We start from the raw sequence: 24,366 nt of genomic DNA, 5'->3' as shown, positions 1-24,366 counted from the left end.
GCACTCCGCCCGGAGCGGGTGGCGGGCGTCCCGGACCCACGGGGGCGGGCCCGGGAGTGAGCGTCCGGGGACGGACGGGACGACCTCGACCCGTCCGTCCCCGGACCACCTCATACCCGACGGACCACGACCGTCACCCGGTCACCCTCGCCGACCTCGCCGACGAAGCCATCGACGCCCTCGGCGAAGTCGACGGAGTCGGCCAGCACCTCTCCGGAGACGAAGTCGATGTACGCGGCCACCGCCGCGCGCACCTCCTCGGACGCCGACACCGACACCACGATCCGGTCCGAGACGTCCAGGTCGGCGTCCCGGCGGGCCTGCTGCACCACCCGGACCACGTCCCGGGCCAACCCCTCGGCGGCCAGCTCGGGGGTGACCTCGGTGTCCAGCACGACCACACCCTCACCGCCGGGCAGCGGCGCGGAGTGCTCGGCGTCGGCGGCGACCAGGCGCAGCTCGTACTCACCCTCGGCCAGGGTGACCCCGGCGGCCACCGGAGCGCCGTCGACCAGCTCCCACTCGCCCGCCTTGACCGCCTTGATCACCTGCTGGACCTGCTTGCCGACCCGCGGGCCGAGCGCCCGGGGCACCACGGTCAGGACCTGCTGGCAGTACTCGGCCAGGTCCGCGCTGAACTCCACCGCCTTCACGTTGACCTCGTCGGTGACCAGGTCGGCGAACGGGCGCAGCTGCTCCGCCGCCGGCGAGGCCACGACCAGCTTGGGCAGCGGCAGCCGCACCCGCAGCCCCTTTGCCTTGCGCAGCGACAGCGCCGCCGAGGCGACCGCCCGGGTGGCGTCCATCGCGGCGACCAACTCGTGGTCGGCCGGAAACTCGGTCGCCTCCGGCCAGTCGGTCAGGTGCACCGAGCGCTCCCCGGTCAGCCCGCGCCAGATCTCCTCCGCGGTCAGCGGCGCCAACGGCGCCACCACCCGGCAGAGCGTCTCCAGCACCGTCCACAGCGTGTCGAAGGCGTTCGCGTCCCCGGACCAGAACCGGTCCCGGGACCGGCGCACGTACCAGTTGGTCAGCGCGTCCAGGTAGGACCGGACGGTGGCGCAGGCGCCGGAGATGTCGTACGCCTCCATCTGCGCGCCGACCGTCGACACCAGCTCGTTCGTCTTCGCCAGCACGTACCGGTCGAGCAGGTCCGGCGAGTCGGTGCGGCGCCGCGCCTGGTACCCGTCCGCGTTGGCGTAGAGCGAGAAGAAGTACCAGACGTTCCACAGCGGCAGCATCACCTGGCGGACGGCGTCCCGGATGCCCGCCTCGGTGACCGCCATGTCGCCGCCGCGCAGCACCGGCGAGGACATCAGCATCCAGCGCATCGCGTCCGAGCCGTACGCGTCGAAGACGTGGTAGACGTCCGGGTAGTTGCGCAGGCTCTTGGACATCTTGCGCCCGTCCGAGCCGAGCAGGATGCCGTGGCTGAGGCAGTTGCGGAACGCCGGCCGGTCGAACAGCGCGGTGGCCAGCACGTGCATCGTGTAGAACCAGCCGCGGGTCTGCCCGATGTACTCGACGATGAAGTCGCCCGGGTAGTGGTGCTCGAACCAGTCCGCGTTCTCGAACGGGTAGTGCACCTGGGCGAACGGCATCGAGCCGGACTCGAACCAGCAGTCCAGCACCTCCGGCACCCGACGCATCATCGACTGCCCGGTCGGGTCGTCCGGGTTGGGGCGGACCAGGTCGTCCACCGCCGGCCGGTGCAGGTCGGTCAGGCGTACGCCGAAGTCCCGCTCGATGTCGGCCAGCGAGCCGTAGACGTCGAGCCGGGGATAGTTCGGGTCGTCGGACTTCCAGACCGGGATCGGCGAGCCCCAGAACCGGTTCCGGCTGATCGACCAGTCGCGGGCGTTGGCCAGCCACTTGCCGAACGAGCCGTCCTTGATGTGCCCCGGCGTCCAGTTGATCTGCTGGTTCAGCTCGACCATCCGGTCCTTGAACCGGGTCACCGCGACGAACCACGACGACACCGCCTTGTAGACCAAAGGGGTGTCGCAGCGCCAGCAGTGCGGGTACGAGTGGGTGTAGGTGTCCTGCTTGAGCACCACCCCCCGCTCCTTGAGCTCCCGGATCACCGGCTTGTTGACATCGAAGACCTGCTCACCCTGGTACGGCGGAACCAACGCCGTGAACCGGGTGTGGTCGTCGACCGTGACGATGGTGGGGATGCCGGCGGCGTTGCAGACGTTCTGGTCGTCCTCACCGAAGGCCGGAGCCAGGTGCACGATCCCGGTGCCGTCCTCGGTGGTGACGAAGTCCGCGCCGAGCACCTGGTAGGCGTTCTCGCCGGCCTGCTCGACCAGGAAGTCGTAGAGCGGGGTGTAGCGGCGCCCGACCAGGTCCCGGCCGTACACCGTGCCGACCTGCTCGTACCCGTCCAGCTCCTTGGCGTACGCCCCGAGCCGGGCGGCGCCCACCACGTAACGGTCACCGTCGCGCTCCAGCACGGCGTACTCGATGTCCGGGCCGACGGCGAGCGCCAGGTTCGACGGCAGGGTCCACGGCGTGGTGGTCCAGACGCCCAGCTTGACCGACCCGCGGAGCAGCTCCGGGGCGGACTCGTCCGGGGTCAGCCCGAACCACACGGTCAACGTCGGGTCGTGCCGGTCCCGGTAGACGTCGTCCATCCGGGTCTCGGTGTTCGACAGCGGCGTCTCGCAGCGCCAGCAGTACGCCAGCACCCGGAAACCCTCGTAGATCAGACCCTTGTCGTGCAGGGTCCGGAAGGCCCACATGACGCTTTCCATGTAGTCCAGGTCGAGGGTCTTGTAGTCGTTGGCGAAGTCGACCCAGCGGGCCTGCCGGTTGATGTACCGCTCCCAGTCCTGGGTGAACTCCAGCACCGAGGTGCGGCAGGCCTCGTTGAATCGGGCCACGCCGAGGTCGATGATCTCCGCCTTGCTGGTGATGCCGAGCTGCTTCTCGGCCACCACCTCGGCGGGCAGGCCGTGGCAGTCCCAGCCGAAGCGCCGCTCGACGTGCCGGCCGCGCATGGTCTGGTAGCGGGGCACCACGTCCTTGACGTAGCCGGTGAAGAGGTGGCCGTAGTGCGGCAGGCCGTTGGCGAACGGCGGGCCGTCGTAGAAGACGTACTCGTTCTTGCCGTCGTCGCCGGCCGGGCGGGCCTCCACCGACGCCTCGAAGGTCTTGTCGGCCGTCCAGTGCTCCAGCACCCGGCGCTCGACCGCGGGCAGGTCCGGGCTCGCCGGGACACCGGCGGCGGTCGGGTCGTGCAGTGGATAGGCCATCGGGGGTCGCTCTCCTCGCGCAGCTCACTCATCAGTGGGTCTGCGAGGACGAGCGTCTCCGGGGACGCCTCGACGGCGCTCCCGGGTGGCCCGCGGTACCACCCCGCTTGGCGGTCAGGATCGACCGCCCGCTCATTGGCCGGCTGTGACGGGCCGGACCCGTCCGGTTCTACTGGGCCGGTTGCCCGGCTGTTCTTCCGGAGGCTCACCGGTGATGGCCGGGTCATCGCCTTACGGTGCACAACGATACTCGACCCGCCCGCCGGCGCGCCGCCGAGTAATCCCGCCCGCCGGCGCGCCGCCGCCGGATCCCGCCCGCCGACCGCCGCCTAGGCTGGCCCGGTGATCCGGATCGAGTTGGACGAGCCCACGCTGGCTCGCACCCGGATCGCCACCAGCCCGCTGTGGGAGGTGATGACCAGCCTTTACGTGCTGCACCGCAACCCGGGCGAGGCGCCCTGGCCGTACACCGGTTGGGTGCGGCACGCCCGGCGGGTGCTGGCCGAGGTGCCGGCGACCGCCCCGGTCCGGCTGCTGGCCATCGGCTCGCGCGCACCGGACTTCCTCAGCCCGATTCCCACGTCGGCCACGCCGACCCTGGCCGAGCAGCTCGCCGAGCTGCGCGCGACGCCGCCGGAGGTGATCGCCGACCAGATCCCCCGCTACCACCGGCCCGACGACCTGCCCGGGTGGCTCAGCCCGTTCGTCACGGACCGGCAGGCCGCCCTGGACCGGTTGGCGGACGGTATCGAGGCGTACTGGGACGCGGCTATCGCGCCCTGGTGGCCGGCGATGCGGGCGACGCTGGACGAGGAGGTGCTGCACCGGGCGCGGGCACTCGCCGCGCACGGCCCGGACGCGCTACTGGCCGACCTGCACGAGCGGGTGCGCTGGGCCAGGCCGGTGCTGACCCTGGTGAAGCCCCTGGAACAGCATTTCGAGGCGGTCGACAAGCGACTGCTGCTGATCCCGCTGATTTTCTCCCGGGGAGCGCTCGCCTGCTCCACCGACCACCCGGAGATCGTCGCCGTCTCCTACCAGGCGCGTGGCGCGGCGCTGCTCGCCGATGGCGCGCCCGCCCCGGCTGCCCCGACCGGGCCGGCGGTCGACCGGCTGGCGGTGCTGGTCGGGCGGGGGCGTGCCCAGGTGTTGCGGGCGCTGACCCGGCCGGCGACCACAGCCGGCCTCGCGGCCACCCTGGGGCTGGCCCCGAGCACCGTCTCGGAGCAGCTCTCCGCGTTGCTCACCGCCGGCGTGGTGCACCGCCGTCGGGTCGGCCGGCGGGTGCTGTACGGCCTGGAACCAGCCGGCGTGGCCCTGGTGCAGTTGATCGGCGACGAGCCGGTGACCGCCTCGGCCTGAGCATTCGGCCGGATCCGAATTCGTTTCCCGCCGTCCCGACCACTCCTAGCCTGCGGGCCATGAGCGAACACGCGATCGAGGCGGTCGGGCTGCGCCGCACGTACCGCAGCCGCACCGGATGGTTACGACCACAGCGCCGGGAGGTCGAGGCGGTCCGCGGCGTCGACCTGACCGTCGGCAACGGGGAGCTGTTCGGCCTGCTCGGACCGAACGGCGCTGGCAAGACGACGACCATCAAGCTGCTGAACACGCTGCTCATCCCGACCGCCGGCGAGGCCCGGATCTGTGGCTTCGACGTGGTCCGGCAGACCCGCGAGGTGCGCCGGCGGATCGGGTACGTCTTCGGCGGTGACCGGGGGCTCTACGACCGGCTCTCCGCACGGGACAACCTGCGCTACTTCGCCGAGCTGTACGGCGTGCCGGGGCGGGAGCAGAAGCGGCGGATCGCCGAGCTTCTCGACCTGGTCCGGCTGACTGGCCGGGAGAACGACCGGGTAGAGGGTTACTCCCGGGGCATGCGCCAGCGGCTGCACATCGCCCGGGGCCTGCTGCACCGACCGAGCGTGCTCTTCCTCGACGAGCCGTCGATCGGGGTGGACCCGGTGGCCGCCCGGGAGCTGCGGCAGACCGTCGCCGAGCTGGCCGCCACCGGCACCACCGTGCTGCTCACCACGCACTACATGGCCGAGGCGGACGAGCTGTGCGGCCGGATCGCGGTGATCGCGAACGGCACCATCCAGGCCCTCGGCACCCCGGCGGAGCTGCGGCACCACGCCGACGGCCGGCAGGTGCTGGAGGTGGAGGCGTACGGGGTGGGCGACACCCAGCTCGCCGTGATCCACGCCCTGCCCGGGGTACGCGAGGCGAGCGTGGCCGTCACCGGTGCGGCGCAGGTGCTGACCGTGCAGTCCGACGCGGGGGTGGACGTGCAGGCGGACGTGTTGCGCGCGCTGGACGGGGTCAGGCTGGGCCGGGTCACCGCGCGGCAGCCCACCCTGGAGGACGCGTACGTGGCGATCGTGAACCGGGTCGACGCGCAGGCCCGTGCGTTCGAGGCGGTGGCCGGGTGAGGACGCTGCGGATGATCGCGGTCGGTGCGCTGTTGCACGCCAAGCAGCTCAGCCGGTCGCCGTTCGAGATCGCCACCGCGCTGATCGTGCCGGTGGTGCAGGCGACCCTGGCCGTCTACCTGTTCCGGGCCGGCGGTGAGCCGGGCCGGCTGTTGGAGGCCGCTGTCGGCGCGGGGCTGATGGGCATCTGGTCGTCGGTGCTGTTCGGTTCCGGTGGCGCCATCCAGAACCAGCGGTGGCAGGGAACCCTGGAGATGATCATGTTGGCACCCCGGCCGCCCGCCCTGGTGGTGCTGCCGATCACGCTGGCCACCGCGCTCACCGGCACGTACGCCATGCTCGCCACGCTGGCCTGGGGTCGGCTGCTGTACGGCATTCCGCTGTCCTTCGCCCACCCGTTGGCGTTCGCGGTCGCGGTGCCCGGCTGCATCATCGGGCTCGGCATGTTCGGCCTGCTGCTCGCCTCCACGTTCGTGCTGCTCCGCAACGCCAACGCGCTGGCCAACACGCTGGAGTACCCGATCTGGCTGGTCTCCGGGATGCTCGTGCCGATCACCGCGCTGCCCGGTTGGACCGGCCCGATCGCAGCCGTGCTGCCCACCACCTGGGGAGCGCGTGCGGTCCGCGAGGCGGCCACCGGCAGCGGGCCGGTCTGGCCGTCGCTCGGCGTCTGCCTGGCGATCAGCCTGGCCTGCCTGGCGCTCGGCGCGATCATGATGACCCACGTCGAGCGGCGGGCCCGCGCGGCGGCCACGCTCGCTCTGGCCTGAGGAGGCGACGATGACCGCACTGCTCCGCCTGGTCGGCATCGGTGGCGTGATCGCCTACCGGGCCCTGTTCAACTGGACCACCCCTGCGATGTTCGTCGGCACGCTGCTCGTCGGCCCGCTGTTCCAACTGCTCTTCTTCGCCTATCTGGGACGGCAGCTCGGGGTCGCCGACGACAGCTTCTACATCACCGGCAACGCGGTGCTGGCCGCCTCCCTGGCGTGCGTGTTCGGCGGCACGATGGCGGTCTCCAACGAGCGGCGCTTCGGCACCCTCGGGCACGTGCTGCTCTCGCCGCGCAGCCGTACCGCGGTCTTCCTCGGCCGGGTCCTGCCGTACGCGGCGAACGGCCTGCTGATCGCGGTGACCACGCTGACCGCCGCGTCGCTGCTGCTCGGCCTGCGGGTGCCGGTCGACGCCCTGCCGGGGCTGCTGCTGACCCTGGCGGTCGCGGCGCTGGCCTGCGGCTTCTTCGGCCTGACGTTGGGCGCGATCGGGCTGCGGTTCCGGGACGTCTGGCTGGTCTCCAACGTCTCGATCGCGCTGCTGCTCCTGCTGACCGGGGTGAACGTGCCCGCCGCCGGGCTACCGGCCTGGATGCGGGTCACCGGCGAGCTGCTGCCGATCACCCACGCCGCTGAGGCAGCCCGCCGGCTGGTCGCCGGTGAGGGTTTCCGGGCCGCCGCACCCCAGCTCGCGGTCGAGCTGGCCATCGCGGTCGCCTACGCCCTGCTCGCGGCCACCCTGCTCAAGCTCTTCGAGGCCGAGTCCCGCCGCCGAGCATCCCTCGACACCCTCTAACCCCAGGGCCGACCACGAGGTTGGCGGGCGCGCCGAACTGCGCACGCCCGCCAACCTCATGATCACCGTGCTCGGGTCAGGGTGCCGGGAGGGTGGTGCTCCAGAGGGCGGCGCCGTCGCGGTCGCGGAGGTGCACCGTGAGGGCGGCCGACTCCCCGTCGATGGAGACCTCACCGAAGTGCTGGAAGCCCTCCGCCGGCGAGGTGTTGGCGCGCGGCGGTGCGTGCACGAAGGCCGCCTGCGGCCCGAACGTGCCGTCCAGCGCGTTCGGACCGAACGCGCCGGCGTGCGCCGGCCCGGAGACGAACTCCCAGAACGGGGTGAAGTCGCCGACCGCCGCGCGCGACGGGTCGTAGTGGTGTGCGGCGGTGTAGTGCACGTCGGCGGTGAGGAAGACCATGCCGGTCACCCCGGCCCGGTGGGTGGCCCGCAGCACCTCGGCGAACTCCAGCTCACGCCCGGCCGGTGCGCCGGGGTCGCCCTGCGCGACACCCTCCTGCGCGCCCGGACCGTCCGGCACGACCACCCCGATCGGCAGGTCGTTGGCGATCACCTTCCAGGTCGCCCGGGACCGCTTCAGTTCCCGGATCAGCCACTCCCGCTGCTCGCGGCCGAGCAGGCCGCGCTTCGGGTCGGCGTACGTGTTGCCGTCGTTCGCGTCCTTGTAGGTCCGCATGTCCAGCACGAACACGTCCAGCAGCGGCCCGTACGACAGCCGCCGGTACATCGGCCCGTCGACCGGCACCGGCAGCCACTCGTTGAACGCCTGACGGGCCCGGGCGGCCAGCACGTCCACCCGCTGCTCGGTGTAGCGGGGGTCGTCCAGGATCTCCCCCGGGTACCAGTTGTTGAGGACCTCGTGGTCGTCCCACTGGTTGATCTGCGGCACCGTCGCGGCGAACGCCCGCAGGTGCTCGTCGAGCAGGTTGTACGCGAACTGTCCCCGGTACTCGGCCAGCGTCTCGGCGACCTTGCTCTTCTCCGGGGTCACCAGGTTGCGCCAGATCTGCCCGTCGGGCAGCGTCACCGACTCGACCAGCGGGCCGTCGGCGTACACGGTGTCACCGCTGCACAGGAAGAAGTCCGGCCGGGTCTCCCGCATCGCCTTGAAGATCGACATCCCGCCGAAGTCCGGGGCGATCCCCCAGCCCTGCCCGACCACGTCCCCGGTCCAGACGAACCGCACGTCGCGCCGCCGGTGCCGGCCCGGCGCGGTGGTCAGCGACCCGGTCAGCGGCTCGCTGACCAGCCCGTGCCGCTCCAGGCTCTCCACCCGGACCCGGTAGTGCAGCCGCTCGGCGTCCGGCAGACCCCGCAGCCGGACCTTGCCGGTGAAGTCACCGGTCGGGGCCAGCACCGGCCCACGCAGCTGCCGCGCGCCCCGGAAGTCCGGCCGGCGACTCACCTCGACCAGCATCCGACCCGGCCGGTCGGCCCGGGTCCAGACCAGCGCCGAGTCCGCGGTGACGTCGCCGCTCTGCACACCATGGGTGAGCACCGGGCGCCCCGCCGGGCGCCAGGCCGGCGCCGCGTTCGCCCCGGCACCGCCCAGCAGGCCGCCGCCAGCGACTCCGACCCCGGCCACCAGGCCGGCCCGCAGCAGGGTACGTCGATCAAGCTCGGTCATGCTTCCTCCCGATGATGGGTTGACCCCGTCGGTCTACCGGTCGGAGATGGCCGCGACCGGCGGTCCGGGTGACGAGAGCGGGAACCCCGGTTGTCCGGCCGGCTTGACCCGGCTGGCGCGCTCGCGCAAACTTCGCCGGTGCGTTCGCTTCGGTACGACGAGTTCCAGGCCATGCGTCGATTCCCCGCCCTGGACGGGCTGCGGGCAGTGGCCGCCATCATGGTCTTCGCCTTCCACTACGGAGGCCCGTCCTGGAAGTGGCTGACCGGCTGGATCGGCGTACACCTGTTCTTCGTGCTCTCCGGCTTCCTCATCACGACGCTGCTGCTGCGTGAGGAGCACCGGTACGGCAAGGTCTCGCTGCGCGCGTTCTACCTGCGGCGGTTCTTCCGGATCATGCCGGTCTACCTGCTGGTGCTCTTCCTGACCTGGGGGCTGGCCCGGCTCAGCGGCAGTGCCGACTCGATCGAACGCCTGATGAAGTACTACCTGCTGTTCCTCAACGAACTCCTGCCGGCCAGCGCGCCGTACCTGCACTCCTGGACCATCGGGATCGAGCAGAAGTTCTACCTGTTCTGGCCGGCCATCGCGTTCGTCCTGGTGACCGCCGCGTTCCGCCGCCGGCTGGCCGTCACGGCCGGCCTGATCGTGCTCTTCATCGCGCTGATCCCGCCGGACATCGCCTGGCTGAGCTGGCCGATCCACTATGTGGCGATCCTGCTCGGCTGCCTGACCGCGGTGGTCATGCACCACCCCCGAGGCTTCGCGGTGGTCCGGCCGCTGACCCACCCGGCGACGGCCACCGTGGTGATCGTGGTCTTCATCGCGTTCCAGGTGGCCGTGCAGTACTGGCCGACCCGGTTCGGCCAGGAGGCGCTGATCGGCACCTACGCCGCCGCGGCGGCGCTGCTGCTGCCTGCCCTGCTCTCGCGCAGTGTGCTCGCCCGCGGGTTGGGGCTTCGTCCGCTGGTCTTCATCGGCGAGCGGTCGTACTCGATGTACCTGGTCCAGTCCATCGCGGCGCGGGCGGCGATCGGACTGCTGCCCACCATGGGGCATCGCAGCACCGGCCTCTTCCTGGGTGCCGTGGTGGTGGCGCTGCTCATCGCCGACGTGCTCTACCGGTGGGTCGAGCTACCCATGATCGAGGTGGGCCGCCGGCTGGCCGTCCGGGTGACCCGGCGCGGCCCGCGCGACATCGGCGACAAATCCGGTGCGGGCGGTACGACAGGTGACACCGCCAGGGTCCCCGCGGCCGAGCTGATCCCCCGCCCACGCGAGGTGCTGGCGGACACCGCCCCGGCGACCCGCGGCTGACCTCCTCCCCGACCCGTTCCGGACGGCATGACCGGGGTCACAGCGGCCCACTGTCACGGCACACCCCGGCCCACCCGTCGTGACGGTGTCGAACCGATCAGGGAGGTAGTCGTGCCACGGATGAACCCGGCCGAGCTGGTACCCCAGGCGTACAAGGCCGTCATGGGGATGGAGAAGTACGTCCAGACGAACGTCGACCACACCGTGCTGGAGCTGGTCAAGCTGCGGGCGTCGATCCTGAACGGGTGTGCGTTCTGCGTCGACATGCACAGCCGGGACGCGCTCGCCGCAGGCGAGTCGAGCCGGCGGCTGTTCGCGGTGGCCGCCTGGCGGGAGGCGACGTTCTTCGACGAGCGGGAGCGCGCGGCACTGGCGCTCACCGACGCGGTCACCCGGCTCGGCGAGCACGGGGTGCCGGATGAGGTGTGGGACACCGCCGCGAAGGTCTGGTCGGAGAAGGAACTGGCCGACCTGGTCATCGCGATTGCCACAATCAACGTGTGGAATCGGATCGCGGTGACGATGCAGCTGGAGCCTCCGGCACAGGTGTGACGACCGAGGCGGCAGAGGCGGCCGGTGCGCTCGAGGCGCACCGGCCCATGCTGCTCGGGCTCGCCTATCGCCTCCTCGGCAGCCGGGACGACGCGGAGGACGTGCTCCAGGAGGCGTACCTGCGCTGGCTGGGCGTGGACCGGTCAGCGGTGGACGAGCCGCGCCGGTACCTGTCCCGGGTGGTCACCCGGCTGGCCCTGGACCGGCTGCGGACGCGGCAGGCCAGGCGTGAGACGTACGTCGGGACGTGGCTGCCCGAGCCGGTGCCCACCGCGCCCTCGCCGTTCGGGCCGTTGGACCGCGCGGAGCTACGCGACTCGCTGTCCACCGCGCTACTGCACGTGCTGGAACGGCTCACCCCACCGGAGCGCGCGGTGTACGTCCTGCACACCGCCTTCGAGATGCCGTACGCCGAGATCGCGGAAATCCTGGATCGGACCCCTGCGGACTGCCGGCAACTGCACCACCGCGCGACCGCCCGGGTGCACCAGGAGCAACGACGGTTCACCGCCAGCCGGTCCGAGCGGGAACGGTTGCTGGACGCGTTCCTGGCCGCCGCCCGGGACGGTGACCTGGCGACGCTCACCGGCCTGGTCGCCGCGGACGCCACGGCCTGGACCGACGGTGGCGGCCGGGTGTCGGCCGCCCGCAGGCCGATCAGCGGAGCGGAGCGGATCGCCCGGTTCTTCGCCGGGATCTACGGCCCGCGCCACAGCTGGGCGGCGCGCCACCTGGAGCTGAACGGGGAACCCGCCGCCCTGATGATCCGCGCGGACGGCAGCCGGTACACGCTGACGGTCACCGCGGCCGACGGGCGGATCACCGGGATCTACGTGGTCGGCAATCCGGCGAAGCTACCGCCGCTCGACTGAGCCCCCGGCACCGTCAGCCGATGCCGTCAGCCGGACCCGGCGAGGACGCGTCAGCCCAGCTCGGGGAACCAGAGCGCGATCTCGCGCTTGGCGCTGTCCGGAGAGTCGGAGGCGTGCACCAGGTTCTCCCGGTTGGACAGCGACAGGTCGCCCCGGATGGTGCCGGCGACAGCCTTACGCCCGTCGGTCGCGCCGACCAGCCCGCGGACCACCTCGATGACCTGGTCGCCGGAGAGCACCAGGGCCACCAGCGGGCCGCCGGTCATGAAGTCCTTCAACGGCGGGTAGAACGCCTTGTCGACGTGCTCGGAGTAGTGCTCGTCGGCGAGTGCCGCGTCCATCGTCCGGTGCACCATCGCGTCGATCCGCAGCCCCTTGCGCTCAAAGCGGGAGAGGACCTCGCCGACCAGGCCTCGGCGGACCGCGTCGGGCTTGATCAGAACGAGGCTGCGCTCATCCGCGCTGTTGCTGGACACGCTGGGTTCCTCCTGTACGCGCTGAACGCTCGGGGTCGGTACGGTCAGCCTAGCGACCCGGTCCCGGCGCCGGCGCGGCGGCCGGTCTTCCCCCCGGTGGCCGATCCGGCCTAGCCTGGCCCTGACCCCCGGGAGGTCCACTGTGGCGAATGGCGGGAACCGACCCATCGCGCCGGTACGCAAGCTGATCGGCACGGTGCTGGGCACCGTGGCCACGTTCGTCGTCCTCTTCGGGCTGGGCATGACCAGTTGGGCCATCGTGGCGCTCGGCGTCGCCTTGTTGGTGCTGGCGATCGCGTTGGCCACCGTGCGCGGCGGCGGGCGCACCTGGGTGGTCGGTGTCGGGCATGTGCACAGCGCTTCCGAACCACCCACCCAGTACGCGTTCGGCCGCTGCGAGCTGCAACTGGTGATCGACGCGCCCGGGCTGCCGCCCCGATCCAAGAAGATCATCGAGCCGCGGGTGCCGGTCTCCAAGTGGCCGTCGCTGGGCCAGACCCTCCCGATCCGGGTTGCGCTGGACGACCAGCGGCACGTCAAGGTCCTCTGGGACGAGGTGCTGACCCACGCCGAGACCGCGGCGGCCGTCGCGGACCTGCCGCCGGAGTTCGCCGACGCCGAGGCCTTGGACGAGGTGCTGATCCAGCAGGACGCGCCCCCGTGGGCCGACCGCGCGCCCGACGACGACTTCCGGGACGACTTCCGCGATCCGCGCGGCGGCGACCCGTTCCGCAGCCCGCTCGACTCCGACCCGCTGCGCGACGATCTCGGCGTCGCACCCGAAGAGCGCGAGCCGGTGGTGGTGCACCAGAGCCCGGGTGGCCCGGTGGTGCTGGAGGGGGTCCTGGTCGAGCAGCAGACCGGCGGCGGGCTGCCCCGGCGGGCCACCCCCGCGCCGCGTCCGCCCGCCGAGGAGCAGTTCGACCAGCCCGACACCGACCGCTTCGACCAGCCGGCGGACGACCCACCCCCGCCGGCCGACGAGCGCTCCGACCCGCCGGCCGCACAACGCTTCGACCCGCCTCCCGCGCAGCGGTCCGGCCCGTTCGTGACGGACCCGCTGGACCCGCTCGACCTGCCGCTGGACGATCCCACTCCGCCCGGAGCGGCACGCGAGACCGTCACCGCCGAGGAGTTGGACGAGGCGATCTTCGGGTACGACGCGACGACCGCCGCCGGTTCGGCCGCCCCGATCAGCGGGGTGGGCCTCACCCTGCTGGTCACCGACCTGTCCCGGTCGCTCGGCTTCTACCGCGACGTGCTCGGCTTCACCGAGGTCGACCAGGGCGCCGGCAACGCGGTGCTCGCCTCCGGCACGACCCGGCTGGTGCTGCGCGAGGTGACCGGGGCGGCGCCCATCAGCCGCCGGCTGGTGCACGTCAACCTTGAGGTCGACGACATCGAGGCGGCGTACGGGCGGCTGCGCGGGTCGGGCGTCCGCTTCACGTACGCGCCTCGGGTGGTCAACCGGGGCACCAAGCTGGAGGTGTGGGCGGCGGCGTTCCGTGATCCGGACGGCCACGGCATCGCCCTCACCCAGTGGCGCGAACGCGCCGATGCCTGAGCCGACACGGCACGGGCGCGGCTGTCCGGGTCGGGCTTCAGCCGAGGATGACCCGGCGGACGTGCAGCGCGTACGCCCAGACCAGGGCGAAGATGACGCCCAGCGCGAACAGCGACCAGTGCAGCAGGCCGGACAACAGCAGCAGGCCCTGGAGCACGGTGCCGGCGTGCCAGGCCCACGGACGGCGCATCATGCCGGCAAGCAGGACGGCGACCACCGCCAGGGCAACCACGGCGCCGATCGCGGTGCCGCTCAGGTCACCGCCGACCACCCGGATCGGCTGGATGGCCAGCACCAGCACCAGCGCTTCCAGGCTGAGCGTCCCGGCACCCAGGCCGCGTACCGCCCCCTCCGGGTTGCGCAGCCCGGACCGCCGCGGCTGCCCGGCCACCGGCTGATCCGCCGGCGCCTCGGCATCGGGCTGCTCCACCGGCGCGCCGGCCGCAGGCAGGTCCGCTGTCGAGCGCTCTGCGGTCCCAGGGTCCCGCTCCGGGCCGGTCATCGCTTCAGCAACCGACGTGCGTCGGCCACCGTCACCACCGACCCGGTGACCAGCACCCCGACCCCGCTGAGCTCACCGGGGACGTCCTCCTCGGCCAGCGCCACCGCCAGCTCAATCGCGTCCGGCATCTCCTCGGCCACCTCGACCCGCTCCTCGCCGAAGATCTCGCCGGCCAGCGCGGCGAGTTCCGCCGTCGGCATCGCCCGCGGCGAGGTGTTGCGGGTGACCACCACCAGGTCGACCACCGGCTCCAGCAGCTCCAACAGGCTGGACGCGTCCTTGTCGGCGAGCACGCCGACGACCGCCACCAGCTTGCTGAAGGCAAACTCCTCCTGCAACGCCTTGACGGTGGCGGCCATGCCGTGCGGGTTGTGCGCGCCGTCCAGCAGGACGGTGGGGGCGTTCCGGACCCGCTCCAGCCGACCCGGGGAGCTGGCCTCGGCGAAGCCCTCCCGGACCACCTCGACGTCCAGTTGCCGCGTGGTCCCGGCGCCCAGGAACGCCTCCACCGCAGCGAGCGCCACGGCGGCGTTCTGCGCCTGGTGCGCGCCGTGCAGCGGGATGAACACGTCCTCGTAGATGCCGCCGAGCCCCTGCAGGGTGAGCACCTGGCCGCCGACCGCGAGGGACCGGCCCAGCACGCCGAACTCGGCACCCTCCCGGGCGAGGGTGGCGCCCACCTCGGCGCACCGTTCGAGGAGGGGACGCGCCGCCTCCTCCTCCTGCGCCGCCGCGATCACGGTGGCGCCCTGGTGGATGATGCCGGCCTTGGCCAGCGCGATGTCCTGAAGCGTGTCGCCGAGCCATTCGGTGTGGTCCAGGCCGATCGGCGTGATCACGCAGACCCCGGCCTGGATGACGTTCGTGGCGTCCTCGGCGCCGCCGAGGCCCACCTCGACCACCGCGATGTCGACCGGCGCGTCGGCGAACGTGGCGAACGCCAGCGCGGTGGTCATGTCGAAGTACGTCAGCGGCTCGTCCGACCCGGCGTCGACCAGCTCTGCCAGCGGCCGGATCTCCCGGTAGACGGCGGCGAACCGCTCCTCGCTGACCGGCTCGCCGTCCAGGCTGATCCGTTCCCGGACCGTCTCCAGGTGCGGGCTCGTGTACCGGCCGGTGTGCAGCCCGAACGCCCGAAGCAGCGAGTCGATCATTCGCGCGGTGGAGGTCTTGCCGTTGGTGCCGGTCAGGTGGATGGCCGGGTACGCCCGCTGCGGGCTGCCGAGCAGGTCGAGCAGAGACTCGATCCGGTCCAGCTCGAAGACCATGCGGGTGAAGCCGCGAGCGGCCAGCTCGGCCTCGACGGTGGCGAAATCGGTACGGTCGGTCACGAGGAAAGCGTCTCCAGAGCAGCGTCGATCCGGACCAGGTCGGCCTCGGCGGTGGCGAGCCGGTCGCGGATCTTCGCGACCACCGGCTCGGGGGCCTTGCCGATGAAGGCCGGGTTGTCGAGCTTCGCCCGGGCCTGCGCGACCTCCTTCTCGGCCGCCGCGCGGTCCTTGGTCAGCCGGGCCCGCTCGGCGGCCACGTCGATCGACCCCCGGGTGTCCAACGCGACACCGACCGCCCCGGGCATGGCCAGCGTGGCGCTGGCCTGGAAGTCCTCGGCGACCGGGTCCAGCCGGGCCAGCGAGCGGATCAGCGGCTCGTGGGCGGCGATACCGGCCCCCGCCAACCCGTCCAGCCGGGCGGCCACCCGCTGGGTCGGGCGCAGCCCCTGGTCGGATCGGAACCGGCGAATCTCGGTGATCACCCGCTGCACGCCGGCCAGCTCCGCCTCGGCGGCGTCGTCGATCAGCGAACGGTCGGCCACCGGCCAGGCGGCCCTCTGCACCGTCTCGCCGCCGGTCAGCGCGAGCCACAGCTCCTCGGTGACGAACGGGATGACCGGGTGCAGCAGCCGCAGCAGCTGGTCCAGCACGTGCCCGAGCACCCGCCGGGTGTTCTCGGCCCGCTCACCGCCCTCGGCGAGCACCGACTTGCTCAGCTCGACGTACCAGTCGCAGACGTCGTCCCACGCGAAGTGGTAGAGCAGGTCGCACACCTTGGCGAACTCGTACGCCTCGAACTGCTCGTCAACCTCGGCGGTGACGTGCGCCAGCCGGGACAGGATCCACCGGTCGACGGTGGAGAGCCGCTCGGCGGCGGGCAGGTCGCCCGAGGTGTGCGCGCCGTTCATCAGGGCGAACCGGGTGGCGTTCCAGAGCTTGTTGCAGAAGTTGCGCGAGCCCTGACACCACTCCTCACTGACCGGGACGTCCTGGCCGGGGTTCGCGCCGCGGGCCAGGGTGAACCGGGTCGCGTCGGCACCGAACCGGTCGATCCAGTCCAGCGGGTCGACCACGTTGCCGAACGACTTGGACATCTTCTTGCCGTGCTCGTCGCGGACCATGCCGTGCAGGGCCACCACGTCGAACGGCTGCCGGCCGTCCATCGCGTACAGGCCGAACATCATCATCCGGGCGACCCAGAAGAAGAGGATGTCGTAGCCGGTGACCAGGACGCTGGTCGGGTAGAACTTGGCCAGGTCCGGGGTCTGCTCCGGCCAGCCGAGGGTGGAGAACGGCCAGAGCGCGCTGGAGAACCACGTGTCCAGCACGTCCTCGTCCTGCCGCCAGCCGTCCCCGGTCGGCGGCTGCTCGCCGGGGCCGACGCAGACGATCTCGCCCTGCGGGCCGTACCAGACCGGGATCCGGTGCCCCCACCACAGCTGTCGGGAGATGCACCAGTCGTGCATGTTGTCGACCCAGGCGAAGTAGCGCTTGGCCAGCTCGGCCGGCTCGATGCGGACCCGACCGTCGCGCACCACGTCGCCGGCGGCCTGGGCCAGTGGCGCGGTGTTGACGAACCACTGCAACGACAGCCGCGGCTCGACGGTCGTCTTGCACCGGGAGCAGTGCCCGACCGCGTGCACGTACGGCCGCTTCTCGGCCACGATCCGGCCCTGCTCGCGCAGCGCCGCCACGATCGCGGGCCGCGCCTCGAACCGGTCCAGCCCCTCGAACGGGCCGGGCACGATGATCACGCCACGCTCGTCCATCACGGTCAGCGCGGGCAGGTCGTGGCGCTGGCCGATCTCGAAGTCGTTCGGGTCGTGCGCGGGGGTCACCTTGACCATGCCGGTGCCGAAGGACGGGTCGACGTGCGCGTCGGCGACGATCGGGATGCGACGGCCGGTCAACGGCAGCTCGACCTCGGTGCCGATCAGGTGCTGGTACCGCTCGTCGTCCGGGTGCACCGCCACGGCGGTGTCGCCCAGCATCGTCTCGGCCCGGGTGGTGGCCACCACGACCCCGTCGCTGTACCGGATGGAGATCAGCTCACCGTCGTCGTCGGTGTGCTCGACCTCGATGTCGGAGAGCGCGGTCAGGCAGCGCGGGCACCAGTTGATGATCCGGTTGGCCCGGTAGATCAGGCCCTCGTCGAAGAGCTTCTTGAAGATCGTCTGGACGGCCCGGGTCAGACCCTCGTCCATGGTGAAGCGCTCCCGGTCCCAGTCGACCGAGTCACCGAGGCGCCGCATCTGACCGAGGATCGCCCCACCGGACTCGGCCTTCCACTGCCAGACCCGCTCGACGAACTTCTCCCGGCCGAGGTCGTGCCGGGACAGGCCTTCGCCGGCGAGCTGACGCTCGACCAGGTTCTGAGTGGCGATGCCCGCGTGGTCCATGCCGGGCAGCCAGAGCGCCTCGAAGCCCTGCATGCGCTTACGCCGGGTCAGCGCGTCCATCAGCGTGTGCTCGAACGCGTGGCCCATGTGCAGCGAACCGGTGACGTTCGGCGGCGGGATGACGATCGTGAAGGGCGGCTTGTCACTGTCGGCGGAGGCCCGGAAGTGCCCGGCGGCTACCCACTGCTCGTACCGTCGCTGCTCTACCTCGCCGGGCTGGTACTGGCCGGCCAGGGTGGGGGCGTCGGGGCGTCGGGCATCGAGTCTGTCGGTCACCCTGGAAAGTCTACGGAGGGCTTCGGCGGACCCGGCGTGCACCACCTGCCATTCGCGTACGGTGTCGGCTATGTCCGACGCACATCTCACTGAGCGCCCGCTCGACGACGGTCGCGAGCCGGTCGAGCTGACCGACGAGCCGATCCAGCTGAGCACCCGGGATACCGGCGGCGACCCCGACGAGCCGCAGGGTGGGTGGTCCCGGCGCCGCCGGATCGGCTGGACCGTCGCACTGGTCGTCGGCCTGGCGGGTGCGGGCGTGCTGGGTGTCGGCGGATGGCGGGTGGCACAGCAGAAGGACACCCAGCTGACCTCGCCCGATCAGGTGGCGGGCCTGACCCGGGACGACAGCGAGCGGGCGAAGAGCACTGCGGACTACCTGCGCAGCGGCCTCGCCGCCGACATCGAGCTGGACCGCAGCTTCGGCACGGTCTACCGCGACCCGGCCGACGACAAGCGGTCGGTGCTCATCTTCGGGGGCACCACCCTGCTCTGGCAGCCGGAGCGCGACCTGGACAGCCTCTTCGGCCTGATGTCCGACGAGACCGGCGCGGTGACCGGCCTGCGCGAGGTGCCCGCGGGCGAGCTGGGCGGCGTGATGAAGTGCGGCAGCACCACCGGCGAGGGCGGCGACTTCGCGGTGTGCGGCTGGGCCGACCACGGCAGCGTCGTGATGGCCATGTTCCCGGGACGCTCGGTCACCGACGCCGGGGGCCTGCTGCGCAACCTCCGCGCGGACATGCAGACCCGGAACTGACCGACTCCGTTTTCCTTGGGGGTGGATATGCGTCAGGGCCACTCCCAGTGGGGGTGGCCCTGACGCATAGAAACGCAGGAAGGGCCACCCTGTACGGGTGACCCTTCCTGGAATGATTGTCCGGCGGTGTCCTACTCTCCCACACCCTCACGAGTGCAGTACCATCGGCGCTGGAGGGCTTAGCTTCCGGGTTCGGAATGTGACCGGGCGTTTCCCCTCCGCCATGACCGCCGTAACTCTATCGACATGTCAAACAACACCAACAATGTGGTCTGTTGTTCGTTTATCGAGAGTTGCACAGTGGACGCGTAGCAGCTTAGTAGTCAAGTCCTCGGCCTATTAGTACCGGTCAACTGAACCCGTTACCGGGCTTACATTTCCGGCCTATCAACCCAGTCGTCTAGCTGGGGGCCTTACCCCCACAAAGTGGGGTGGGATACCTCATCTTGAAGCAGGCTTCCCGCTTAGATGCTTTCAGCGGTTATCCCTTCCGAACGTAGCTAACCAGCCGTGCCCTTGGCAGGACAACTGGCACACCAGAGGTTCGTCCGTCCCGGTCCTCTCGTACTAGGGACAGCCCTTCTCAAGTATCCTACGCGCACGGCGGATAGGGACCGAACTGTCTCACGACGTTCTAAACCCAGCTCGCGTACCGCTTTAATGGGCGAACAGCCCAACCCTTGGGACCTGCTACAGCCCCAGGATGCGACGAGCCGACATCGAGGTGCCAAACCATCCCGTCGATATGGACTCTTGGGGAAGATCAGCCTGTTATCCCCGGGGTACCTTTTATCCGTTGAGCGACACCGCTTCCACTCGCAAGTGCCGGATCACTAGTCCCGACTTTCGTCCCTGCTCGACCTGTCAGTCTCACAGTCAAGCTCCCTTGTGTACTTGCACTCAACACCTGATTGCCAACCAGGATGAGGGAACCTTTGGGCGCCTCCGTTACCTTTTAGGAGGCAACCGCCCCAGTTAAACTACCCACCAGACACTGTCCCTGAACCGGATAACGGTCCGAAGTTAGATACCCAAATCAACCAGAGTGGTATTTCAAGATTGCCTCCACCCATACTGGCGTATAGGTTTCACCGGCTCCCACCTATCCTACACAAGCTAATTCGAGTACCAATGTCAAGCTATAGTAAAGGTCCCGGGGTCTTTCCGTCCTGCCGCGCGTAACGAGCATCTTTACTCGTACTGCAATTTCGCCGGGCCTGTGGTTGAGACAGTGGGGAAGTCGTTACGCCATTCGTGCAGGTCGGAACTTACCCGACAAGGAATTTCGCTACCTTAGGATGGTTATAGTTACCACCGCCGTTTACTGGCGCTTAAGTTCTCCGCTTCGCCCCGAAGAGCTAACAGGTCCCCTTAACGTTCCAGCACCGGGCAGGCGTCAGTCCATATACATCGAATTACTTCTTCGCATGGACCTGTGTTTTTAGTAAACAGTCGCTTCCCCCTGCTCTCTGCGGCCATACAACGCTCCACCCGCGTGGGGCTTCACGTCTCCGGCCCCCCTTCTCCCTAAGTTACGGGGGCAATTTGCCGAGTTCCTTAACCACAGTTCGCCCGATCGCCTCGGTATTCTCTACCTGACCACCTGTGTCGGTTTGGGGTACGGGCCGCTAAGAACTCGCTAGAGGCTTTTCTCGGCAGCATAGGATCACTGACTTCACCTGAATCGGCTCGGCATCACGTCTCAGCCTTCATGTGTTGCGGATTTGCCTACAACACGGCCTACACGCTTACCCCGGCACAACCACCGGCCGGGCTCAGCTACCTTCCTGCGTCACCCCATCGCTTGACTACTACCCGTCAGGTTCCCACGCTCCCCAACCTTGACCCGAAGGTCGCAGCCGGTTTGGGTGGTTAGCACAACGAGGTTCGTCAGGGACGCTCTTTCGCGGGTACGGGAATATCAACCCGTTGTCCATCGACTACGCCTCTCGGCCTCGCCTTAGGTCCCGACTCACCCAGGGCGGATTAGCCTGGCCCTGGAACCCTTGGTCATCCGGCGGAAGGGTTTCTCACCCTTCTTTCGCTACTCATGCCTGCATTCTCACTCGTGCCGCGTCCACAACTGGGTCACCCCGCTGCTTCACTCGCGGCACGACGCTCCCCTACCCATCCACACACCTGCACAAGGAATCAAGTCCAAGCGAGGTTAAAATGTGAATGCCACAGCTTCGGCGGTGTGCTTGAGCCCCGCTACATTGTCGGCGCGGAACCACTTGACCAGTGAGCTATTACGCACTCTTTAAAGGGTGGCTGCTTCTAAGCCAACCTCCTGGTTGTCTATGCGACCCCACATCCTTTTCCACTTAGCACACGCTTAGGGGCCTTAGCTGGTGATCTGGGCTGTTTCCCTCTCGACTACGAAGCTTATCCCCCGCAGTCTCACTGCCGCGCTCTCACTTACCGGCATTCGGAGTTTGGCTGATTTCGGTAAGCTTGTGGGCCCCCTAGACCATCCAGTGCTCTACCTCCGGCAAGAAACACGCGACGCTGCACCTAAATGCATTTCGGGGAGAACCAGCTATCACGGAGTTTGATTGGCCTTTCACCCCTAACCACAGGTCATCCCCCAACTTTTCAACGTTGGTGGGTTCGGCCCTCCACGCGGTCTTACCCGCGCTTCAGCCTGCCCATGGCTAGATCACTCCGCTTCGGGTCTAGGACACGCGACTGAATCGCCCTATTCAGACTCGCTTTCGCTACGGCTCCCCCTCACGGGTTAACCTCGCCACATGCCACTAACTCGCAGGCTCATTCTTCAAAAGGCACGCCGTCACCCCGCAAGGCTCCGACGGATTGTAGGCGAACGGTTTCAGGTACTATTTCACTCCCCTCCCGGGGTACTTTTCACCATTCCCTCACGGTACTTGTCCGCTATCGGTCACCAGGAAGTATTTAGGCTTACCAGGTGGTCCTGGCAGATTCACGGCAGATTTCAGGGGTCCGCCGCTACTCGGGAACACCCACAGAAGGTCAGCAACTTTCACCTACCGGACTTTCACCGTCTACGGTCAGCCATTCCAGACTGTTCGACTAGCCACTGACTTTGTAACTTCTCGAACAAGTGTCAGCTTGTTCAGCAGGGTCCCACAACCCCAACCACGCAACCCCTGACAGGTATCACACGCAGCCGGTTTAGCCTCGATCCGCTTTCGCTCGCCACTACTCACGGAATCACTAAATTGTTTTCTCTTCCTACGGGTACTGAGATGTTTCACTTCCCCGCGTTCCCTCCACACACCCTATGTGTTCAGGTGTGGGTGACTGGACATGACTCCAGCCAGGTTTCCCCATTCGGACACCCTGGGATCACAGCTTGGTTGACAGCTCCCCCAGGCCTATCGCGGCCTCCCACGTCCTTCATCGGCTCCTGGTGCCAAGGCATTCACCGTTCGCCCTTGACAACTTGACCACAAAGATGCTCGCGTCCACTGTGCAATTCTCAACAAACGACCAACCCACAACCCATTAGCCCCACACCAAACCCGATCACAATCGGCGGTATGTGAGACCAGGCCATGCCTGGCAGACTCCCCAAACCCACAAAGGGGCTGGGATCCAGTCTCTGAAACAACAACCAATGGTTGTTCTTTCAGGACCCAACAGGGTGCTCTGCATTCTTCTCCAGCCGCACCAGCACAATCCGTTCCCACCACCCCCGAAAAGGTGGCTGTACTAGGTTGTTCCGGCCGTTGCCAGAGGAAAACTCGCCAGTGTCTCCGCCATCTGAGCACCCCGACCCGACATACGCGGGCCGCGGGCTCCTTGCACCCTTTCAGGTGAAGGTGCTCCTTAGAAAGGAGGTGATCCAGCCGCACCTTCCGGTACGGCTACCTTGTTACGACTTCGTCCCAATCGCCAGCCCCACCTTCGACAGCTCCCTCCCACAAGGGGTTGGGCCACCGGCTTCGGGTGTTGCCGACTTTCGTGACGTGACGGGCGGTGTGTACAAGGCCCGGGAACGTATTCACCGCAGCGTTGCTGATCTGCGATTACTAGCGACTCCGACTTCACGGGGTCGAGTTGCAGACCCCGATCCGAACTGAGACCGGCTTTTTGGGATTCGCTCCACCTCACGGTATCGCAGCCCATTGTACCGGCCATTGTAGCATGCGTGAAGCCCTGGACATAAGGGGCATGATGACTTGACGTCATCCCCACCTTCCTCCGAGTTGACCCCGGCAGTCTTCGATGAGTCCCCGCCATAACGCGCTGGCAACATCGAACGAGGGTTGCGCTCGTTGCGGGACTTAACCCAACATCTCACGACACGAGCTGACGACAGCCATGCACCACCTGTGACCGCCCCCGAAGGACCTCACATCTCTGCGAGTTTTGCGGCCATGTCAAACCCAGGTAAGGTTCTTCGCGTTGCATCGAATTAATCCGCATGCTCCGCCGCTTGTGCGGGCCCCCGTCAATTCCTTTGAGTTTTAGCCTTGCGGCCGTACTCCCCAGGCGGGGCGCTTAATGCGTTAGCTGCGGCACAGGGAACCGGAGAGGCCCCCCACACCTAGCGCCCAACGTTTACAGCGTGGACTACCAGGGTATCTAATCCTGTTCGCTCCCCACGCTTTCGCTCCTCAGCGTCAGTATCGGCCCAGAGACCCGCCTTCGCCACCGGTGTTCCTCCTGATATCTGCGCATTTCACCGCTACACCAGGAATTCCAGTCTCCCCTACCGAACTCTAGCCTGCCCGTATCGACCGCAGGCTTGGGGTTGAGCCCCAAGTTTTCACGGTCGACGCGACAAGCCGCCTACGAGCTCTTTACGCCCAATAAATCCGGACAACGCTCGCACCCTACGTCTTACCGCGGCTGCTGGCACGTAGTTGGCCGGTGCTTCTTCTGCAGGTACCGTCACTCTCGCTTCGTCCCTGCTGAAAGAGGTTTACAACCCGAAGGCCGTCATCCCTCACGCGGCGTCGCTGCATCAGGCTTCCGCCCATTGTGCAATATTCCCCACTGCTGCCTCCCGTAGGAGTCTGGGCCGTGTCTCAGTCCCAGTGTGGCCGGTCGCCCTCTCAGGCCGGCTACCCGTCGTCGCCTTGGTAGGCCATTACCCCACCAACAAGCTGATAGGCCGCGAGCCCATCCCAAGCCGAAAAACTTTCCACCCAACCTCATGCGAGGCCAAGTCATATTCGGTATTAGCCCCCGTTTCCGAGGGTTATCCCAAAGCCTGGGGCAGGTTGCTCACGTGTTACTCACCCGTTCGCCGCTCGAGTACCCCGAAGGGCCTTTCCGCTCGACTTGCATGTGTTAAGCACGCCGCCAGCGTTCGTCCTGAGCCAGGATCAAACTCTCCAACAAAAACTTGTCGAACAGCATCCTGACAACAAACAATGTTGCCAAAGGAATCCCAACCAGCCAGACATAAAGCCCGACCAGTCCGGGGTATAAATCATAATTGGCACTGGCTTTTCAAGCACCCTGTTGAGTTCTCAAAGAACAACCACACACCGACCAGAAGCCCC

Annotated in this window: 15 protein-coding genes and 3 rRNA genes; 9 read left to right on the top strand and 9 right to left on the bottom strand. The window is 68.6% G+C overall.

What is annotated here, in order from left to right; translation table 11 throughout:
• Nucleotides 1-110 precede the first annotated feature (110 nt).
• On the bottom strand, nucleotides 111-3,257 hold the full coding sequence (gene ileS, locus OG990_RS00090; RefSeq protein WP_406078541.1) for an isoleucine--tRNA ligase: 3,147 nt from the start codon (nucleotides 3,255-3,257) through the stop codon (nucleotides 111-113).
• A gap of 342 nt (nucleotides 3,258-3,599) precedes the next feature.
• Between ileS and OG990_RS00085 the strand changes: the two genes are divergently transcribed.
• The 4 genes from OG990_RS00085 to OG990_RS00070 are packed head-to-tail and all read left to right on the top strand — an operon-like array spanning nucleotide 3,600 to nucleotide 7,258.
• Nucleotides 3,600-4,619, top strand: a complete 1,020-nt coding sequence (locus tag OG990_RS00085; RefSeq protein ID WP_406078540.1) for an ArsR family transcriptional regulator — start codon at nucleotides 3,600-3,602, stop codon at nucleotides 4,617-4,619.
• A 59-nt stretch (nucleotides 4,620-4,678) separates the two neighbouring features.
• Complete coding sequence (locus tag OG990_RS00080) at nucleotides 4,679-5,689, top strand: ATP-binding cassette domain-containing protein (RefSeq protein ID WP_406078538.1); 1,011 nt, start codon at nucleotides 4,679-4,681, stop codon at nucleotides 5,687-5,689.
• Nucleotides 5,690-5,700: 11 nt separating this feature from the next.
• Nucleotides 5,701-6,459, top strand: coding sequence for an ABC transporter permease (locus OG990_RS00075; RefSeq protein WP_406078537.1), 759 nt, complete (start codon nucleotides 5,701-5,703; stop codon nucleotides 6,457-6,459).
• A gap of 10 nt (nucleotides 6,460-6,469) precedes the next feature.
• Complete coding sequence (locus OG990_RS00070) at nucleotides 6,470-7,258, top strand: ABC transporter permease (protein ID WP_355609200.1); 789 nt, start codon at nucleotides 6,470-6,472, stop codon at nucleotides 7,256-7,258.
• Between the two features lie 76 nt (nucleotides 7,259-7,334).
• Here OG990_RS00070 and OG990_RS00065 read toward each other — a convergent pair whose 3' ends face one another.
• On the bottom strand, nucleotides 7,335-8,885 hold the full coding sequence (locus OG990_RS00065; protein WP_406078536.1) for an alkaline phosphatase D family protein: 1,551 nt from the start codon (nucleotides 8,883-8,885) through the stop codon (nucleotides 7,335-7,337).
• Nucleotides 8,886-9,023: 138 nt separating this feature from the next.
• On the opposite strand from OG990_RS00065, the gene OG990_RS00060 reads away from it, so the two are divergent.
• The 3 genes from OG990_RS00060 (at nucleotide 9,024) to sigJ (ending at nucleotide 11,626) form a co-directional block, all read left to right on the top strand.
• Entirely contained in the window at nucleotides 9,024-10,202 is a 1,179-nt protein-coding gene (locus tag OG990_RS00060) for an acyltransferase family protein (protein WP_406078535.1), read from the top strand.
• A 120-nt stretch (nucleotides 10,203-10,322) separates the two neighbouring features.
• Nucleotides 10,323-10,754 carry a carboxymuconolactone decarboxylase family protein gene (locus tag OG990_RS00055; RefSeq protein WP_355609233.1) on the top strand — a complete coding sequence of 144 codons (432 nt, stop codon included), beginning with the start codon at nucleotides 10,323-10,325 and terminating at the stop codon, nucleotides 10,752-10,754.
• Nucleotides 10,751-11,626, top strand: a complete 876-nt coding sequence (gene sigJ / locus OG990_RS00050; RefSeq protein WP_406078534.1) for an RNA polymerase sigma factor SigJ — start codon at nucleotides 10,751-10,753, stop codon at nucleotides 11,624-11,626. The genes OG990_RS00055 and sigJ overlap by 4 nt, the downstream gene beginning before the upstream one ends.
• A gap of 50 nt (nucleotides 11,627-11,676) precedes the next feature.
• On the opposite strand, the gene ndk is transcribed toward sigJ, so the two are convergent.
• On the bottom strand, nucleotides 11,677-12,102 hold the full coding sequence (gene ndk, locus OG990_RS00045; protein WP_328419466.1) for a nucleoside-diphosphate kinase: 426 nt from the start codon (nucleotides 12,100-12,102) through the stop codon (nucleotides 11,677-11,679).
• A 142-nt stretch (nucleotides 12,103-12,244) separates the two neighbouring features.
• Here ndk and OG990_RS00040 point away from each other — a divergent pair, with 142 nt between their 5' ends.
• Nucleotides 12,245-13,666, top strand: a complete 1,422-nt coding sequence (locus OG990_RS00040) for a VOC family protein (RefSeq protein WP_406078533.1) — start codon at nucleotides 12,245-12,247, stop codon at nucleotides 13,664-13,666.
• 37 nt (nucleotides 13,667-13,703) lie between these two features.
• Here OG990_RS00040 and OG990_RS00035 read toward each other — a convergent pair whose 3' ends face one another.
• From OG990_RS00035 to OG990_RS00025, 3 genes are read right to left on the bottom strand one after another with little or no spacing between them, the layout of a single operon-like run.
• A complete protein-coding gene (locus OG990_RS00035) occupies nucleotides 13,704-14,117 on the bottom strand; it encodes a DUF4233 domain-containing protein (RefSeq protein ID WP_406081605.1) in 414 nt (137 codons plus the stop codon).
• 47 nt (nucleotides 14,118-14,164) lie between these two features.
• On the bottom strand, nucleotides 14,165-15,499 hold the full coding sequence (locus OG990_RS00030; protein WP_328419472.1) for a folylpolyglutamate synthase/dihydrofolate synthase family protein: 1,335 nt from the start codon (nucleotides 15,497-15,499) through the stop codon (nucleotides 14,165-14,167).
• Nucleotides 15,496-18,114 (bottom strand): valine--tRNA ligase, encoded by a 2,619-nt coding sequence (locus tag OG990_RS00025; RefSeq protein ID WP_406078532.1) that lies wholly within the window; start codon nucleotides 18,112-18,114, stop codon nucleotides 15,496-15,498. Before OG990_RS00025 ends, OG990_RS00030 begins: the two co-directional genes overlap by 4 nt.
• A gap of 70 nt (nucleotides 18,115-18,184) precedes the next feature.
• Here OG990_RS00025 and OG990_RS00020 point away from each other — a divergent pair, with 70 nt between their 5' ends.
• Nucleotides 18,185-18,871: a hypothetical protein gene (locus tag OG990_RS00020; RefSeq protein WP_406078531.1), complete on the top strand. Its 687-nt coding sequence runs from the start codon at nucleotides 18,185-18,187 to the stop codon at nucleotides 18,869-18,871.
• 118 nt (nucleotides 18,872-18,989) lie between these two features.
• On the opposite strand, the gene rrf is transcribed toward OG990_RS00020, so the two are convergent.
• From rrf to OG990_RS00005, 3 genes are all read right to left on the bottom strand, one after another.
• A 5S ribosomal RNA gene (gene rrf, locus OG990_RS00015) occupies nucleotides 18,990-19,106 on the bottom strand.
• 84 nt (nucleotides 19,107-19,190) lie between these two features.
• A 23S ribosomal RNA gene (locus OG990_RS00010) occupies nucleotides 19,191-22,301 on the bottom strand.
• A 384-nt stretch (nucleotides 22,302-22,685) separates the two neighbouring features.
• Nucleotides 22,686-24,202: ribosomal RNA gene (locus tag OG990_RS00005) — 16S ribosomal RNA — on the bottom strand.
• Together the 16S, 23S and 5S rRNA genes form the textbook arrangement of a ribosomal RNA operon.
• Between the last annotated feature and the right edge of the window lie 164 nt (nucleotides 24,203-24,366).

This window comes from Micromonospora sp. NBC_00858 (assembly GCF_045207365.1).
Classification (GTDB): domain Bacteria; phylum Actinomycetota; class Actinomycetes; order Mycobacteriales; family Micromonosporaceae; genus Micromonospora.
The sequence above is the reverse complement of the archived record's forward strand: the minus strand, read 5'-3'. Positions and strand labels throughout refer to the sequence as shown.